The organism is Devosia sp. CN2-171 (assembly GCF_049354815.1).
Taxonomy (GTDB): Bacteria; Pseudomonadota; Alphaproteobacteria; order Rhizobiales; family Devosiaceae; genus Devosia_A.
The window spans coordinates 4,333,634-4,347,695 of the sequence record NZ_CP186479.1 but is presented as its reverse complement, the minus strand read 5'-3'; the positions used below and the strand labels follow the sequence as shown (position 1 = coordinate 4,347,695).

The 14,062-nt window shown below is 63.8% G+C and carries 15 protein-coding genes; 11 read left to right on the top strand and 4 right to left on the bottom strand.

From position 1 onward, the window contains the following. Position 1 precedes the first annotated feature (1 nt). The 3 genes from kdpA to ACOYW5_RS21410 all read right to left on the bottom strand — a co-directional run bounded on the left by kdpA (position 2) and on the right by ACOYW5_RS21410 (position 2,779). Positions 2-1,711 carry a potassium-transporting ATPase subunit KdpA gene (gene kdpA / locus ACOYW5_RS21420; protein ID WP_423066904.1) on the bottom strand — a complete coding sequence of 570 codons (1,710 nt, stop codon included), beginning with the start codon at positions 1,709-1,711 and terminating at the stop codon, positions 2-4. Positions 1,712-1,723: 12 nt separating this feature from the next. Further along, entirely contained in the window at positions 1,724-1,822 is a 99-nt protein-coding gene (locus ACOYW5_RS21415) for a potassium-transporting ATPase subunit F (protein ID WP_423066903.1), read from the bottom strand. A gap of 261 nt (positions 1,823-2,083) precedes the next feature. Then, positions 2,084-2,779: a FadR/GntR family transcriptional regulator gene (locus tag ACOYW5_RS21410; protein ID WP_423066902.1), complete on the bottom strand. Its 696-nt coding sequence runs from the start codon at positions 2,777-2,779 to the stop codon at positions 2,084-2,086. A 227-nt stretch (positions 2,780-3,006) separates the two neighbouring features. Between ACOYW5_RS21410 and ACOYW5_RS21405 the strand changes: the two genes are divergently transcribed. From ACOYW5_RS21405 to ACOYW5_RS21390, 4 genes are all read left to right on the top strand, one after another. After that, positions 3,007-4,512: a sugar ABC transporter ATP-binding protein gene (locus tag ACOYW5_RS21405; protein ID WP_423069525.1), complete on the top strand. Its 1,506-nt coding sequence runs from the start codon at positions 3,007-3,009 to the stop codon at positions 4,510-4,512. After that, positions 4,512-5,516 carry an ABC transporter permease gene (locus ACOYW5_RS21400; RefSeq protein WP_423066901.1) on the top strand — a complete coding sequence of 335 codons (1,005 nt, stop codon included), beginning with the start codon at positions 4,512-4,514 and terminating at the stop codon, positions 5,514-5,516. Before ACOYW5_RS21405 ends, ACOYW5_RS21400 begins: the two co-directional genes overlap by 1 nt. 97 nt (positions 5,517-5,613) lie before the next feature. Next, positions 5,614-6,552, top strand: a complete 939-nt coding sequence (locus tag ACOYW5_RS21395) for an ABC transporter substrate-binding protein (RefSeq protein ID WP_423066900.1) — start codon at positions 5,614-5,616, stop codon at positions 6,550-6,552. A 67-nt stretch (positions 6,553-6,619) separates the two neighbouring features. Beyond that, positions 6,620-7,894 (top strand): L-fuconate dehydratase, encoded by a 1,275-nt coding sequence (locus ACOYW5_RS21390; protein ID WP_423066899.1) that lies wholly within the window; start codon positions 6,620-6,622, stop codon positions 7,892-7,894. A gap of 44 nt (positions 7,895-7,938) precedes the next feature. On the opposite strand, the gene ACOYW5_RS21385 is transcribed toward ACOYW5_RS21390, so the two are convergent. Then, the gene (locus tag ACOYW5_RS21385) at positions 7,939-8,997 is read right to left on the bottom strand and encodes a zinc-binding alcohol dehydrogenase family protein (protein ID WP_423066898.1); all 1,059 of its coding nucleotides are present in this window, start codon (positions 8,995-8,997) and stop codon (positions 7,939-7,941) included. A 343-nt stretch (positions 8,998-9,340) separates the two neighbouring features. On the opposite strand from ACOYW5_RS21385, the gene minC reads away from it, so the two are divergent. The 7 genes from minC to ACOYW5_RS21350 all read left to right on the top strand — a co-directional run bounded on the left by minC (position 9,341) and on the right by ACOYW5_RS21350 (position 14,047). Further along, positions 9,341-10,069, top strand: coding sequence for a septum site-determining protein MinC (minC, locus tag ACOYW5_RS21380; RefSeq protein WP_423066897.1), 729 nt, complete (start codon positions 9,341-9,343; stop codon positions 10,067-10,069). 20 nt (positions 10,070-10,089) lie between these two features. After that, entirely contained in the window at positions 10,090-10,905 is an 816-nt protein-coding gene (gene minD / locus ACOYW5_RS21375; protein ID WP_423066896.1) for a septum site-determining protein MinD, read from the top strand. Further along, positions 10,902-11,162 (top strand): cell division topological specificity factor MinE, encoded by a 261-nt coding sequence (minE, locus tag ACOYW5_RS21370; RefSeq protein ID WP_423066895.1) that lies wholly within the window; start codon positions 10,902-10,904, stop codon positions 11,160-11,162. Before minD ends, minE begins: the two co-directional genes overlap by 4 nt. A 330-nt stretch (positions 11,163-11,492) precedes the next feature. Next, a complete protein-coding gene (locus ACOYW5_RS21365) occupies positions 11,493-11,663 on the top strand; it encodes a hypothetical protein (RefSeq protein ID WP_423066894.1) in 171 nt (56 codons plus the stop codon). A 68-nt stretch (positions 11,664-11,731) separates the two neighbouring features. Further along, the gene (locus tag ACOYW5_RS21360; protein ID WP_423066893.1) at positions 11,732-12,133 is read left to right on the top strand and encodes a RidA family protein; all 402 of its coding nucleotides are present in this window, start codon (positions 11,732-11,734) and stop codon (positions 12,131-12,133) included. A 170-nt stretch (positions 12,134-12,303) separates the two neighbouring features. Beyond that, a complete protein-coding gene (gene mepA, locus ACOYW5_RS21355; protein ID WP_423066892.1) occupies positions 12,304-13,146 on the top strand; it encodes a penicillin-insensitive murein endopeptidase in 843 nt (280 codons plus the stop codon). A 175-nt stretch (positions 13,147-13,321) separates the two neighbouring features. Next, a complete protein-coding gene (locus ACOYW5_RS21350; RefSeq protein ID WP_423066891.1) occupies positions 13,322-14,047 on the top strand; it encodes a hypothetical protein in 726 nt (241 codons plus the stop codon). Positions 14,048-14,062 lie beyond the last annotated feature (15 nt).

Sequence of the window (14,062 nt, the reverse complement as noted above, 5' to 3'; positions counted from 1 at the left end):
CTCAGAAGGACTGGCCGGCGAGCATCAGGAAATGCTCGACGATGGGGCCGAGGGCGAGCGCGGGGAAGAACTGCAACCCACCCATGATGAGGATGATGCCGATGAGCAGCCCGACGAAGAGCGGCCTGTCGGTGGGGAAGGTACCGGAAGATGCCGGCGCCCGAGTCTTCGTGACCAGCGAGCCGGCAATCGCCATCACCGGCACGACGTAGGCGAAGCGGCCGAGCAGCATGGCGATGCCGAGGGTGGTGTTGAACCATGGCGTGTTGGCCGAAAGCCCGCCGAAGGCCGACCCGTTGTTGCCGGTCGCCGAGGAGTAGGCATAGAGGATCTCGCTCAGCCCGTGCGGACCGCTGGTGCCGATCGAGGACACGGCAAAGGGCAGGATCGCGGCGATGGCGGTGAAACCGAGGATGGAGAGCGGCAGGATGAGCACCGCCATCATGGCGTATTTCATTTCGCGTGCCTCGATCTTCTTACCCAGGAACTCGGGCGTGCGGCCGACCATCAAGCCGGCGACAAACACCGCCAGCACGCAGAACACCAGCATGCCGTAAAGACCCGACCCGACGCCGCCGGGGAGGATCTCGCCCAGCTGGATCAGGAACAGCGGCACCAACCCGCCGAGGGCGGTGAGCGAGCCGAGCATGCCGTTTACGCCGCCGTTGGAGATGCCGGTGGTGACTGCCGCATAGAGCGCGCTCAGCGCCTGGCCAAAGCGGACCTCCTTGCCCTCCATGTTGCCCATGGCCGGATCGATGCCGAGCGTCGAAAGGATCGGGTTGCCGAACGTCTCGGCCCAGTAGATGAGGCCGACGCCGGCAACGAGCAGGATGGCGATGGCAGAAAGGATGGCCCAGCCTTGGCGCCGGTTCTTCACGATCTCGCCGAACGTGTAGACCAGCGCCGAGGTGACCATCAGCATGGCGAATATGTTGATGAAGTTGGCGATGGCGTTGGGGTTCTCGAACGGATGCGCGGCATTGGCGTTGAAAAAGCCGCCGCCGTTGGTGCCCAACTGTTTGATCGCCTCCTGGCTCGCCACCGGCCCCAGCGCGATGGTCTGCTGTGCCCCCTCAAGCGTGGTCGCGACCACCGAGCCCTCGAGCGTTTGCGGCAGCCCCAGCGCCATGAAGGCAATGGTGATGAGGATGGCGATGGGCATCAGCACGTAGAGCGTCGCCCGGGTCAGATCGACCCAGAAATTGCCCAACGTGGCGCTGCCGGAGCGGGCAAAGGCCCGTGTCAGCGCCATGGCGAGCGCCATGCCGGTGGCGGCCGAGACGAAGTTGTGGACGGCAAGCCCAGCCATCTGGCTGAAATTGCTCATCGTCGCCTCGCCGGCATAGGACTGCCAGTTGGTGTTGGTGACGAAGCTCACCGCCGTGTTGAAGGCAAGATCCGGCCCGACGCCGGCAAACCCCTGCGGGTTGAGCGGCAACAGATCCTGGAACCTGAGGATCAGGTAGAGCGAGACGAAGCCCGCGATCGAGAAGGCGAGCATGGCGAGCGTGTAGCCGAGCCAGCCCTGTTCCTTCTTCGGATCGACGCCGGCGACGCCGTAGAACAGCCGCTCCACCGGCCCGAGCGCGGGCGAGAGCAGCGTCCGCTCGCCGCTAAAGACGCGTGCCATGTAAATGCCCAGTGGCTTGACCACCAGCAGGACCGCAACAGCCATCAGGCCGATCTGCAGCCATCCCATAAGGGTCATTGGAAATCTCCGCTAGAACCGCTCGGGCGCGACGAGCGTTACGATCAGGTAGATCGCGAGCCCCAGCACCACGACGATACCGAGAACGAGCTCGAACATGGCGAGCCTCAAAGCTTGCCGATGGCGCGGGCATAGAACCCGAGCGCCATGAGGATGCCGGCGCCGAGCGCCAGAAAGACAAGATCGAGCATGGTCGAACTCCGACGAGTGAAATCGCCGGATATGTCGCGTTCAGCGCGTCAGGGTTCGATTGCGAAGGGGTGGGGCGGGCGTAAGGATTTCATAAAGAGCGAGGCCCGCTTTCGGCCAAAGCGGACACGGCACACTCGAGCGGCCTTCGTTTTGGCACCGATGCACCAGCGTCCCGGAGCGCTATTCCCACGAATCGAGCATCGTTCTGGACACAAAGTCGAGGTGCTCGGTCATCGCAGCGCGTGCGCCCTCTGAATCGGCGTCGACGATGCAAACTACGATGCGTTCGTGATCGGAAAGGATGTGCTCTCGTACCTCTTTGATATCAGCAAGGTGCTGGTGAAAGCGGCTGTCGACCGCTTCCGATCTCATCGACCAAAGCTGATCGAGAATCTCTCTCAGCACGGCGTTGTCGGCGTAGTCAGCGATGGTCATGTGCAAGGCGCGGTCGGTTTCAGTTGACCACTCGCCTTCACTCGCTTCGGACCTCATGCGGGCTATCACCGCCTGCAGCCGCTCTTTTCCTGCCACATCGATCTTCTGGCAGGCCAGCGCGGTTGCCTCAGGCTCGAGCAGGAGCCGAACGGTCATGATCTCCAGCGGAGAGCGGCTCTGTTCCGGCAGGCGCTTCTGGGTCTTTTTCAGCCTGCGGACGAAGGCGCCAACGCCCACCCGTATCTCGACGAGGCCAGCCACCTCCAACGCGATGAGCGCTTCGCGCACCGTTGGTCGCGAGACCCCGAGGTTTGCGGCCAAGTCGCGCTCCGAGGGAAGCTGCTCTCCTGGTTTGACCTCGCCAGCCAGAATCTGGTCGCGGATCTGATCAGCGATCTGGATGTATAGTTTGCGATTTGAGACAGCCTCAAGCCTGATCATATCACCCCTACTGGCCGTCGCCCTTGGCGCTGATGCTAGCGAACTCGTGACGCATGGCAACTTATCCCAACGTGGTTACTGGTCTAGCCACTTGACAGCTAGTCTGCCTTGCCATCTGATACGCCTAACACGGAAACGCGCCGCCTGGGAGGGGACAGTTGCGTATTCAGGAGCAGGCGTCTCGACGCCTCCCCGCCAATGAGGACCCCTCGGTTCCGCTCGTCCAGATGAGCGGCATCGACAAGTCGTTCCCAGGCGTTAGGGCGCTTTCGGATGCCCGGTTTTCGCTGTTTGCAGGTGAGGTGCACGCCCTGATGGGCGAGAACGGCGCCGGCAAATCGACGCTGATGAAGATTCTCTCTGGCATCTACCAGCGCGATGCCGGCGAGATCCGCGTCGACGGACAGCCGGTCGAGATCGCCGGTCCGCGCGAGGCGCAAAAGCTCGGCATCGGCATCATCCATCAGGAACTGGCGCTGATGCGCGACCTGACGGCGGCGCAGAACATCTTCATCGGCCGCGAGCCGCGCAAGGGCCTGCTGCTCGACGAGCAAAAGCTCAACGCCGATGCGGCGGCCATCTTCAAATCGATGAACCTGGCGCTCGATCCGCGCGTGCCGGTCGAAAGCCTCACCATCGCCAAGCAGCAGATGGTCGAGATCGCCAAGGCGCTGTCCTACCGCTCGCGCGTCCTCATCATGGACGAGCCGACCGCAGCGCTGACCGACAGCGAGATCGCCGAGCTCTTCACCATCATCGCCCGTCTCAAGGCCGACGGCGTGGGTGTCGTCTACATCTCGCACAAGATGGACGAGATCAAGCGCATCTCGGACCGGGTGACGGTGATGCGCGACGGCGAACACGTGGGCACAGTTCCCGCCGCCGACACGCCGATCGAGACGATCATCTCGATGATGGTGGGCCGCAAGCTGACCGACGAGGCGCTGGTCATCCCCGACACGAGCAGGGCCGAGATCGCGCTCGAGGTCCGTGGCCTCCGCCGCGGCAAGGAAATCCGGGACGTCGGCTTCTCGGTGCGGAAGGGTGAAATCCTCGGTCTCGCCGGCCTGATGGGCGCCGGCCGCACCGAAGTCGCCCGCGCCATCTTTGGCGCCGATCCGATCGAGGCCGGCGAAGTCCTGGTGCATGGCAAGAAAGTCGAGATCCGGCGCCCGCAGGACGCGGTGCGGGCCGGCATCGGCTATCTCTCCGAGGACCGGAAGCAGTTCGGCCTCGCCACCGGGCTCGACGTCCGCAACAATATCGCGCTGGCTTCGCTATCGCGCTTCATCGGCCCCGGCGGCATCGTGCGCGATGGCGAGATGAGGCAGGTCGCCGAGCGCTTCATCAAGCAGCTCTCCATCAAAACCCCTTCGGATACCCAGGAAGCGCGGCTGCTCTCGGGCGGCAACCAGCAGAAGGTGGTGATCGCCAAGTGGTTGCTGCGCGACTGTGAAATCCTGATCTTTGACGAGCCGACCCGCGGCATCGACGTCGGCGCCAAGTCCGAGATCTACAAGCTCCTGAACTCGCTCGCGGCGCAGGGCCGGGCGATCATCGTCATCTCGTCCGAACTGCCCGAAATCCTGCGCCTCAGCCACCGCATCGCGGTGATGTGCGAGGGCCGGCTCACCGGCGTCCTGCCGGGCGGCGCCAGCCAGGAAGAGATCATGCGGCTCGCCACGCAGCGCGAAAGCGCGATGGCGCCCGAACTGAACAGCAAGGTGGCATAATGGCGACGACCGAAACGGCAGCCAAACCCGGACTTCTCGCCGGCATTCGCGGCTCAGGCGCTTATCACAAGCTGCTGGCCTTTTCCGGCCTGCTGGCGCTGCTGGTCGTCTTCTCGGTGGCCTCGCCCAATTTCCTGCAGACCGCCAATATCCTCGCCATCCTGCAGGCGACTTCGGTCAACGGCGTGCTCGCCATTGCGGCGACGCTGGTGATCATCACCGGCGGCATCGATCTGAGCGTCGGTACGCTGATGACCTTCTGCGCCGTCATCGCCGGCGTCGTCCTCACCTATTGGGGCCTGCCGCTGCCACTGGGCATCCTCGGCGCCATCCTCGCCGGCACCTTCAGCGGCCTGGTCTCGGGCACGGTGATCGCCAAGCTCAAGGTGCCGCCGTTCATCACCACGCTCGGCATGATGCTGATCCTCAAGGGCCTTTCGCTGGTGATCTCGGGTACCAAGCCGATCTATTTCAACTCAACGCCCGGCTTCAACCAGATCTCGCTCGGATCGATCGTTGGCTCGGTCTTCCCGGTCATGCCGATTCCCAATGGCGTGCTGATCCTGTTTGCCGTCGCAGTCATCGCCAGCTTCGTTCTCACCCGCACCGCGCTCGGCCGTTACACGTTTGCGCTCGGCTCGAACGAAGAGGCAGTGCGTCTCTCGGGCGTCAACGTCGATCGCTGGAAGATCGCCGTCTACGCCTCCGCCGGCGCCGTCTGCGGCATCGCTGGCCTCCTCATCGCCTCGCGCCTCAACTCGGCGCAGCCGGCGCTCGGGCAAGGCTACGAGTTGGACGCCATCGCCGCCGTTGTGATTGGCGGCACTTCGCTCTCCGGCGGCCGCGGCACCGTGCTCGGCACGCTGATTGGGGCGCTCATCATTTCGGTTCTCGCCAATGGCCTCCGCATCCTGTCGGTGGCGCAGGAATGGCAGACCGTGGTTACCGGCTCGATCATCATTCTGGCCGTCTATGCCGACATCCTGCGGCGCCGCAAACTTTAGGCGCCGGCTTTCCCTGCACCGACGCTAGGTCGGTGCCAATAACCGAGACGGCGAACAACGTCGCCACGACAACTAAGTCAAACCGGGAGGACACCCAATGCTTAGACGTACTCTGCTCGGCGCCGTCGGCGCTCTTGCACTTCTCGCCGCCGCCATTCCGGCGCAGGCGCAGGAATATGACATTGCCCTTATCTCCAAGGGCTTCCAGCATCAGTTCTGGCAGGCCGTGAAGGCCGGCGCCGACAAGGCCGGCGCTGAATTCAACGCCAAGGTGACCTTCGAAGGTCCCGATACCGAAGCCCAGGTCGACAAGCAGATGGACATGCTGTCCGCGGCCATCGCCCGCAAGCCCTCGGCCATCGGCTTTGCCGCGCTCGACAGTCAGGCGGCCACCCCGCTGCTGCAGCAGGCCAAGGATGCCGGCATCCCGGTCATCGCCTTCGACTCCGGCGTCGATAGCGACATCCCGCTGACCACCGCCACCACCGACAACGTCGCCGCTGCCGCGCTGGCTGCCGACAAGATGGCCGAACTGATCGGCGGCGAAGGCAAGGTTGCCGTGGTTGCCCACGACCAGACCAGCCGCACCGGCATCGATCGCGTCGACGGCTTCGTCAACCAGATGAAGGCGAAGTACCCCAAGATCGAAGTCGTCTCGGTGCAGTACGGCGCCGGCGACCAGCTGCAGTCGACCGAAATCACCAAGTCGATCCTGCTCGCCAACCCGGACCTCAAGGGCATCTTCGGCGCCAATGAAGGTTCGGCTCTCGGCGTGCTCAACGGCAAGAAGGAGCTCAGCTCCTCCATCGTCGTGATCGGCTATGACTCGGGCGCTGCCCAGAAGGCCGCGATCATCGACGGTTCGATGGCCGGCGCCATCACCCAGAACCCGGTCGGCATCGGCTACGAAACCGTCAAGGCCGCCATCGCGGCCCTGAAGGGCGAAACCCTGCCCAAGGTTATCGACACCGGCTTTTTCTGGTACGACAAGACCAACATGGATGCGCCGGAAATCGCAGCCGTTCTCTACGACTGATCTCCCCCGCCGGGCAGGCTCGCCTGCCCGGCACCCCATTCATTTATTGATTTCACGCTTGCAGCAAATGACCAAGATCACCTCGCTCCGGACCTACGATCTTCGCTTCCCGACCTCCGCCGCCCTCGACGGCTCGGACGCCATGAACCCCGATCCCGACTACTCCGCCGCCTACGTCGTGCTGACGACGGACGGCGGCCTCGAAGGCCACGGCCTCACCTTCACCATCGGTCGCGGCAACGAAGTGGTCGTGGCCGCCATCGAGGCACTGACCGCGCGCGTGACGGACCTCGATCTCGACTGGATCGAAGAGAACCCCGGCCGCTTCTGGCGCCACGTTACCGGCGACAGCCAGCTGCGCTGGATCGGTCCGGACAAGGGCGCCATGCACCTCGCCACCGGTGCCGTCGTCAACGCGGTGTGGGACCTGTTGGCCAAGCGTGCCAAGAAGCCCGTCTGGCGCTTCGTCGCCGACATGACACCCGAGCAGCTCGTCTCGATCATCGACTTCCGCTACCTGACCGACGCCATCACCCCCGACGAAGCCCTCGCCATCTTCAGGAAGGCCGAGGCCGGCAAGGCGGCGCGCATCGCCGAGCTCGAGACGAACGGTTACCCCTGCTACACCACTTCGGCCGGCTGGCTCGGCTATTCCAACGAGAAGCTGACCCGCCTCGCCACCGAAGCGGTCGAGGCCGGTTTCTCCCACATCAAGATGAAGGTCGGACGCGACCTCGCCGACGATATCCGCCGGCTCGAGATCGTCCGCTCGATCATGGGTCCGGACCGCTACCTGATGATCGACGCCAACCAGGTGTGGGAAGTCGGCCAGGCCATCGACTGGGTGAGGGAGCTATCCCGCTTCAAGCCCTATTTCATCGAGGAGCCGACCAGCCCCGACGACATCGAGGGCCATCGCAAGATTCGCGAGGCGATCAGTCCGGTGAAGGTCGCGACCGGCGAGATGTGCCAGAACCGGATCCTGTTCAAGCAGTTCATCACCCGCGGCGCCATCGACATCGTGCAGATCGACGCCTGCCGCATCGGCGGGCTGAACGAGGTGCTGTCGGTGCTGCTGATGGCGGCGAAATACGGCCTGCCGGTCTGGCCGCATGCCGGCGGCGTCGGCCTCTGCGAATACGTCCAGCACCTGTCGATGATCGACTATCTGGTGGTGTCGGGCACCAAGGACGGCCGGGTGATCGAGTATGTCGACCACCTGCACGAGCACTTCCTCGAACCCTGCGACATCCGCAACGCCGCGTACATGCCGCCAAAGCAGGCGGGCTTCTCCATCGAGATGAAGGCGGCATCGATCGCGGAACATTCGTTCGGAGGGTAAGTCTCCACCGGCAGTTGGCCCAGCGGCAAGCGCCACGATGGCCATCAGTACGTCGGTCGTTCGCCCGGGCTGAAGCCCTCCAGCACGACCTTGCCGATTGTCCGCCCGCTTTCCAGCATCGCGTGAGCAGTGCGCAGGCTCTCGACCGAGATCGGTCCGAGATTGCTTGTCATGGTTGACTCCAGGACGTCCGCGTCTACAAGGCGGCTGATCTCGGAAAGAGCCCGGTGCTGCTCGACCATGTCGGGCGTCCCATGAATGGATCGGGTGAACATCAGCTCGTAGCACAACGTAATGGACTTTCCGCTCAACGGGTCCGTTCGAGTTGTGTCGCCGACACCGCTGATGACGCCAAGTCGCCCCTGCGGCGCGATCAGTTCCAGTATCTGGGCAAAGTGCTGATCCGTCTGCGTCGTCGAAAAGACGAAGCCTGGTGCACCGATATCCAGTTGCTTGACCTGTTCTGCCAACGGCCACGAGTGATCGACGACGTGATCGGCACCCATACGTCGAGCCCACGCCTCAGTCTCAGGACGTGAGGCTGTTGCAATGACCGTCATGTTCGCGACGCGCTTGGCGATCTGGATACCAATCGACCCGACACCGCCGGCGCCGCCGATGATCAATATGGTGCGATTGTCGCGCGGCACGGCGCGGTTCACATCAAGCCTGTCGAACAGCATTTCCCAGGCGGTGAGTGCTGTCAGCGGCAGTGCCGCAGCTGCTGCATCACCGAGCGTTGTGGGAGCGAGGCCAACGATCCGCTCGTCAACCAGCTGCAACTCCGCGTTCGAGCCAGGCCGCAGGACCGAACCAGCGTAATATACCCTGTCCCCAGTCCGGAATAACGCTACCTCGTCGCCAGTCGCGACGACTGTTCCCACAGCGTCCCAACCGAGCACTCGGAAGACCTTTTCCGACGCTGCCGTGCCGCCCCGTGGTGGCAACGCGCCGCGTATCTTGGTGTCGACAGGATTTACCGAGACTGCGGAGACGCGAACAAGCAAATCGTGCCCCGTGGGGACAGGATCGAGCAACTCACGTTCGATCAGCGCGTCCGGACGGTCAATGGGACCGGTCTCAACAAGGCCAATCGCCCGCATTTCATTCCCCCTCGATGCGATGCCATGTTCGTCACACGATCGTGCACTGCCCGCGTTTTTCAGGCAATCCCTGGTGATTTGCCCCGCGCTGAGCTTGTCGGTGACGACGCCGATTTCACCGACCCCTACATGGACACCGAACGCGGGCTCAAGGCCACGGAGACCTGCGGCAGTTCATGCGCCTGCCGCCGCGCAACGGGCGTCGGCGATCCTGATGGACGTCATCGGTTATTCGCTTGAGGAAGTCGCCGTGGCGGTGCGAAACCTGATGCCAATCGACCGCGGTTTACGCCTCGTTAACCACGCAGGGCTAGCCTTAACCACTCAGTAAGGATCGCCCTCCGTGAACACCGCCGCACCTTCTATCCAGAAGAAGTCTATCCGTTTCCGCGCGCGCTCGTTTGTCGCCTTCGCGCTGACGCCCGAGGCGCCGTTGGGCGAGTGGCTGCGTGGGCTGGATCGTTGGATAGAGAACTCGCCAGGGTTCTTCACGGGTCGTCCGGTGGTGCTCGATCTCAATGTGCTGAAACCGAGTGTGCGCGAGATCGGCACGCTTGTCTCGCTGCTCGCCGATCGCGCAATTCGCGTCTATGCGATCGAGGCGGACGCAATCGAGGCGCTCGGCGCCGACCTGCCGCCGCTGCTCAAGGGAGCGAAGTCGACGTTGCTCGATGGGCCCGCGGCAAGCACCGGCAGGGTCGCGGAAAAGGACGCACCCGCCAAAAAGGACGATGCCGCCGAGCCGAAGTCGCTGATCATCAAATCACCGGTCCGCTCCGGCCAGTCGGTGTTTCACCCTCAGGGCGACGTCACCGTACTGGGCTCAGTGGGCTCCGGTTCCGAGATTATCGCCGGAGGGTCCATTCACATCTATGGCACGCTGCGCGGTCGAGCCTTCGCCGGCGCCGCCGGCAACGCCGAGGCGCGCATCTTTTGCCAGAAGAATGAGGCCGAGCTGCTGGCTGTCGATGGCTGGTATCGCACCGCCGACGACATGGAGCCGTCCTCGCGCGGCCGGCCGATACAGGCCTTTCTCGACAACGGCACGATTTGGATCGCAGCCCTCGACTAGTGAAGATTGGAGACAGGAACATGGCCAAGGTAGTGGTCGTCACATCCGGCAAAGGGGGCGTGGGCAAGACAACCTCGACTGCCGCTCTCGGCGCCGCCCTTGCCCAGATGGGCCAGAGGGTGGTCGTCATCGACTTCGACGTCGGTCTGCGCAACCTCGATCTGGTGCTGGGTGCCGAGCGGCGCGTGGTGTTCGATCTCATCAACGTCACGCAGGGCGTCGCGAAGCTCTCGCAGGCGCTGATCCGCGACAAGCGCCTCGACAGCCTGTTCCTGCTGCCCGCCTCGCAGACGCGCGACAAGGACGCCCTCACCGAGGAAGGCGTGGCGCGCGTCATCGGCGATCTCAGAGAAAAGTTCGACTACGTGATCTGCGACAGTCCCGCAGGAATTGAGCGCGGCGCCCAGCTGGCGATGCGATTTGCCGATGAAGCGGTGATCGTAACCAACCCCGAGGTCAGCTCGGTTCGCGATTCCGATCGCATCATCGGGCTGCTCGACTCCCGCACCCTGAAGGCCGAGCAGGGCGAGAGCATTTCAAAATACATCCTCGTGACGCGCTACGACGCGGCACGCGCGGCACGCGGCGAGATGCTCAACATCGACGACGTGCTCGACATTCTCTCGACGCCTCTGCTGGGGATCATTCCGGAGAGCGAAGGTGTCCTCCGCTCCTCCAATGTCGGCTCGCCGGTGACGCTCAACGAGCCCACCAACATTGCCGCACTTGCCTATATCGCGGCGGCAAGACGGCTGCGCGGCGAGGATGTGCCGATGGTGCTGCCCACCGACAGGAGAGGACTCTTCGATCGGCTGTTCGGCAGGAGGGCGGCGTGAACCTGCTCGATCTTTTCAAACGACGCGGCAGCGCACCCGTCGCCCGCGACCGGCTGCAGGTGCTGCTGGCCTATGAGCGGAACAACCGCAACCAACCCGATCTCGTCGCCATGCTGCGCGAGGAGATCATGGCGGTGATCACCAAGCATGTGCAGGTCGATCAGGACGATGTCCGCGTGAGCATGGATCGCGGCGAGACGATGTCGACCCTGGCGATCGACATCCATATCCCGAACGCGGGCGCGCCGGCGCACTAGGCGCCGGCCTTTTCCGAGGCATGATCGCAGCCGGCGCTAGCGCCGCTGCGTAGCCCTGCCGCGCCCGAGCGACTTCGGCATGGCCGCGGGGTATCTCGGTCACGCCTTCATGCTCTGGAATTTCCACCGGTTTTGAGAGCCTGTCGCGATGCCGCCCGAAGGCAGCGAGTGTCGGCGGTCGTCGGCGAGGCGAGCGATCATCGGCGCTGACTTGCAGTTGCTCTGCAACCACGCTTGACCTCGATCCGTTGATGCCAAGGACGCATGAAGCGGGGGGCGCCAGCGTTCGCCCACGTAGCAGCCCGGGGCCGCCGAGGAACTGCCTGTCCCATGACCCTTCTCTCGTGCAACGTCGCGTCGAGCCCTCAATGGATCCACAACTCGGCTCAGGCGCTGGCGGATATCCTGCCGGATGCCGAGCAGAGGACGCTCGACGGGCAGGCGCACAACGCCGCGCCAGAGGTTCTCGCCCCGGCGATAGAGCGGTTTTTCCTCGGTTGAGGCGACTGACGCGCTGAGGCAAGCGCCATCACGTCATCGCCAAATACTCAAGAACGGAGAAGACACAAATGGCAAAGCTCGAGCACATCAACCCCAAAGGCATGCACAAGAACCCAGCCTTTTCGCAGGGGATCGTCATCCCCGCCGGCGCCTCGACGCTGATCATCGGCGGCCAGAATGCGGTCGACGAAAAGGGCGAAGTCGTCGGCAAGGGAGACACGGCGGCGCAGACGACCAAGGCGGTCGACAATCTCATCGCGGTGCTGGAAGCCGCGGGAGGCAAGCTTGAAGATCTTGTCCGCGTCGGCCTTCTCCTGCGTGACGACGCCGACCTCAAGGCAGGCTTCGGCGCTTGGATGGCCCGCGCCGGCAAGCTGAAGAACCCTCCGACCGTGACCACGGCGATTGTCTCCCAACTTGCCAATCCCGACTACCTCATCGAGATCGAGGCGACGGCCGTCTTGTCCTGATAAGTGCAAAACCCTGCCGCGACCGGGCACCATCCGGTCGTGGTGGAGCGTTCGGACGCACCGCTGAGACGGTTCAAGGATATCGCTTTCGCCTTGCGCCAAAAGAAAGGCTTCGACGCTCGTCATGCCTGCTATGATCAGGGAGTGATTCACAACGGCGATGGCCCTGCATGCTGTTCCGCCCTTTTTGCTTCATCCTCGGCCTACTCCTGCTCGCCTCACCCGGACTTGCCCAGCAGCCGGCGCGTGATTTCTTCGGCGCCGTAGACCATCCGACCACCGGCGCCTCCATGCCAGTCGGTAGCTATGCCAAGGGCTGCATCGCGGGCGCCGTGCAGTTACCCGAGGATGGGCCGGGTTGGCAGGCGATGCGACCGTCGCGCGATCGCCGCTGGGGAACGCCGGAACTCGTCGAATACATCGCGGCGCTCGCTCGATCCTCTGCTCAGGATGGCTGGCCCGGGATCCTCGTGGGCGACATGGGCCAGCCGCGGGGCGGACCGATGAAGAGCGGGCACGCCTCACATCAGGTCGGCCTCGATGTCGACATCTGGCTGCAGCCGATGCCCGATCACACGCTCAGCGCGACCGAGCGCGAGAACCTGTCGGCCATATCGGTGCTGAAGCAGGGTACACGCGACGTCGACCCCACGCGGTTCGGCGAAGCGGAGCGCCTGCTCATCTATCGCGCCGCACAGCTACCCGGCGTGGCGCGCATTTTCGTCGCCCCCGGCATCAAGAAGTCGCTGTGCGCCACCAAGTGGCGCGACCCGGGCTTCCTCAGCCGGATACGTCCCTGGTATGGTCACGACGACCATATCCACGTCCGGCTCGCCTGCCCTGCAGGCGCCACCGATTGTGTCGATCAGGATCCGGTACCATCGGGCGATGGGTGCGGCGCGGAGCTTGATTACTGGTTCACCGAGGCCCCCTACCAGCCCAGTCCACCGTCCCAGCCGTTGACGCTGGCCGACTTGCCGAAAGCCTGCCAGAGCGTCCTCAACGCACGGTAAGCGTGCGAGCCTCCGCTGCGCGCCGGCATCACCTCTGCCCTCCCGGCCAGGCCGCGCCTTGATTGCCGGGCGCCGGCCCGGAGCATTTGCGACGAATGCGAGTGCCTGCATAGGCCGATGATTAAGGGCTTTTCAGCAAACTCTGCGGCGAAGACACCTTATCCCTGAGGCAGGAATGCTGACGGCTGCCGTACTGGGAAGTTGCCGCGTCCACACTCCGGTCAGAATGCTGGCCAGAGACAGGATAAGGACTGATCATGAGGGTGCGGAGTGGTACACCCACAGCACCCGCGACGCCCTCCAGAAGCTCAAGATCGTCCGACGCCAGCTGGATTTACCAGCGAAGGTCGTGCCGCTCGTCGTCGAGTCCCATGCGCAGAAATGGAACCCAGCAAGACATCACCCGACCTTCTACGGGCGCGCCGATGTCTTTGTGGTCGAGATTTGTTCCCGCAAGATCGCCACGAACGACGGCATCTACTATCAGCAATGGCCCACCCAAATGGTGGTGCGGGAGCCCGAGCGATATCCCGAACTGGTGGGCTACGTCGAAGGGGCGACACAGCGCATCCAGTCGCGCGAGGAACTGCTTGGCGACCTCAAACTGATCTGCGATCGCCTGGGACGGCCGGTTCTGTTCGTGCCGCATCTCAACGTGAAGATGAGCAATGGCCAACCTTTTCCCGAGCGAACCATCATCAGGGACACCCTGGAACAGTTCTGCCGGTCAGACAGGCGGGCCAGCCTGTTTGATCCTACCGCTATCGTCGCCGAGCACGGAGAAGCCCAGGCGCTCGTGGATTCAGGCCACTATCGCGAGGAGTTCTACCCGGTGCTGGCCGACAGGATGTTCTCCGCCCTGAGCACTGCAGCGAGCATTTCTTCGGCAGCACCGGCATGAACCGAGCTCTCGCCC

Bases quoted from the DNA above. Each gene is read 5' to 3' on its own strand.
- ACOYW5_RS21410 (WP_423066902.1), bottom strand. From the start codon at position 2,779: ATGATCAGGCTTGAGGCTGTCTCAAATCGCAAACTATACATCCAGATC.
- ACOYW5_RS21400 (WP_423066901.1), top strand. From the start codon at position 4,512: ATGGCGACGACCGAAACGGCAGCCAAACCCGGACTTCTCGCCGGCATT.
- ACOYW5_RS21395 (WP_423066900.1), top strand. From the start codon at position 5,614: ATGCTTAGACGTACTCTGCTCGGCGCCGTCGGCGCTCTTGCACTTCTC.
- kdpA (WP_423066904.1), bottom strand. From the start codon at position 1,711: ATGACCCTTATGGGATGGCTGCAGATCGGCCTGATGGCTGTTGCGGTC.
- ACOYW5_RS21390 (WP_423066899.1), top strand. From the start codon at position 6,620: ATGACCAAGATCACCTCGCTCCGGACCTACGATCTTCGCTTCCCGACC.
- ACOYW5_RS21385 (WP_423066898.1), bottom strand. From the start codon at position 8,997: ATGCGGGCGATTGGCCTTGTTGAGACCGGTCCCATTGACCGTCCGGAC.
- ACOYW5_RS21360 (WP_423066893.1), top strand. From the start codon at position 11,732: ATGGCAAAGCTCGAGCACATCAACCCCAAAGGCATGCACAAGAACCCA.
- minD (WP_423066896.1), top strand. From the start codon at position 10,090: ATGGCCAAGGTAGTGGTCGTCACATCCGGCAAAGGGGGCGTGGGCAAG.
- mepA (WP_423066892.1), top strand. From the start codon at position 12,304: ATGCTGTTCCGCCCTTTTTGCTTCATCCTCGGCCTACTCCTGCTCGCC.
- ACOYW5_RS21365 (WP_423066894.1), top strand. From the start codon at position 11,493: ATGACCCTTCTCTCGTGCAACGTCGCGTCGAGCCCTCAATGGATCCAC.
- ACOYW5_RS21405 (WP_423069525.1), top strand. From the start codon at position 3,007: ATGAGCGGCATCGACAAGTCGTTCCCAGGCGTTAGGGCGCTTTCGGAT.
- ACOYW5_RS21350 (WP_423066891.1), top strand. From the start codon at position 13,322: ATGCTGACGGCTGCCGTACTGGGAAGTTGCCGCGTCCACACTCCGGTC.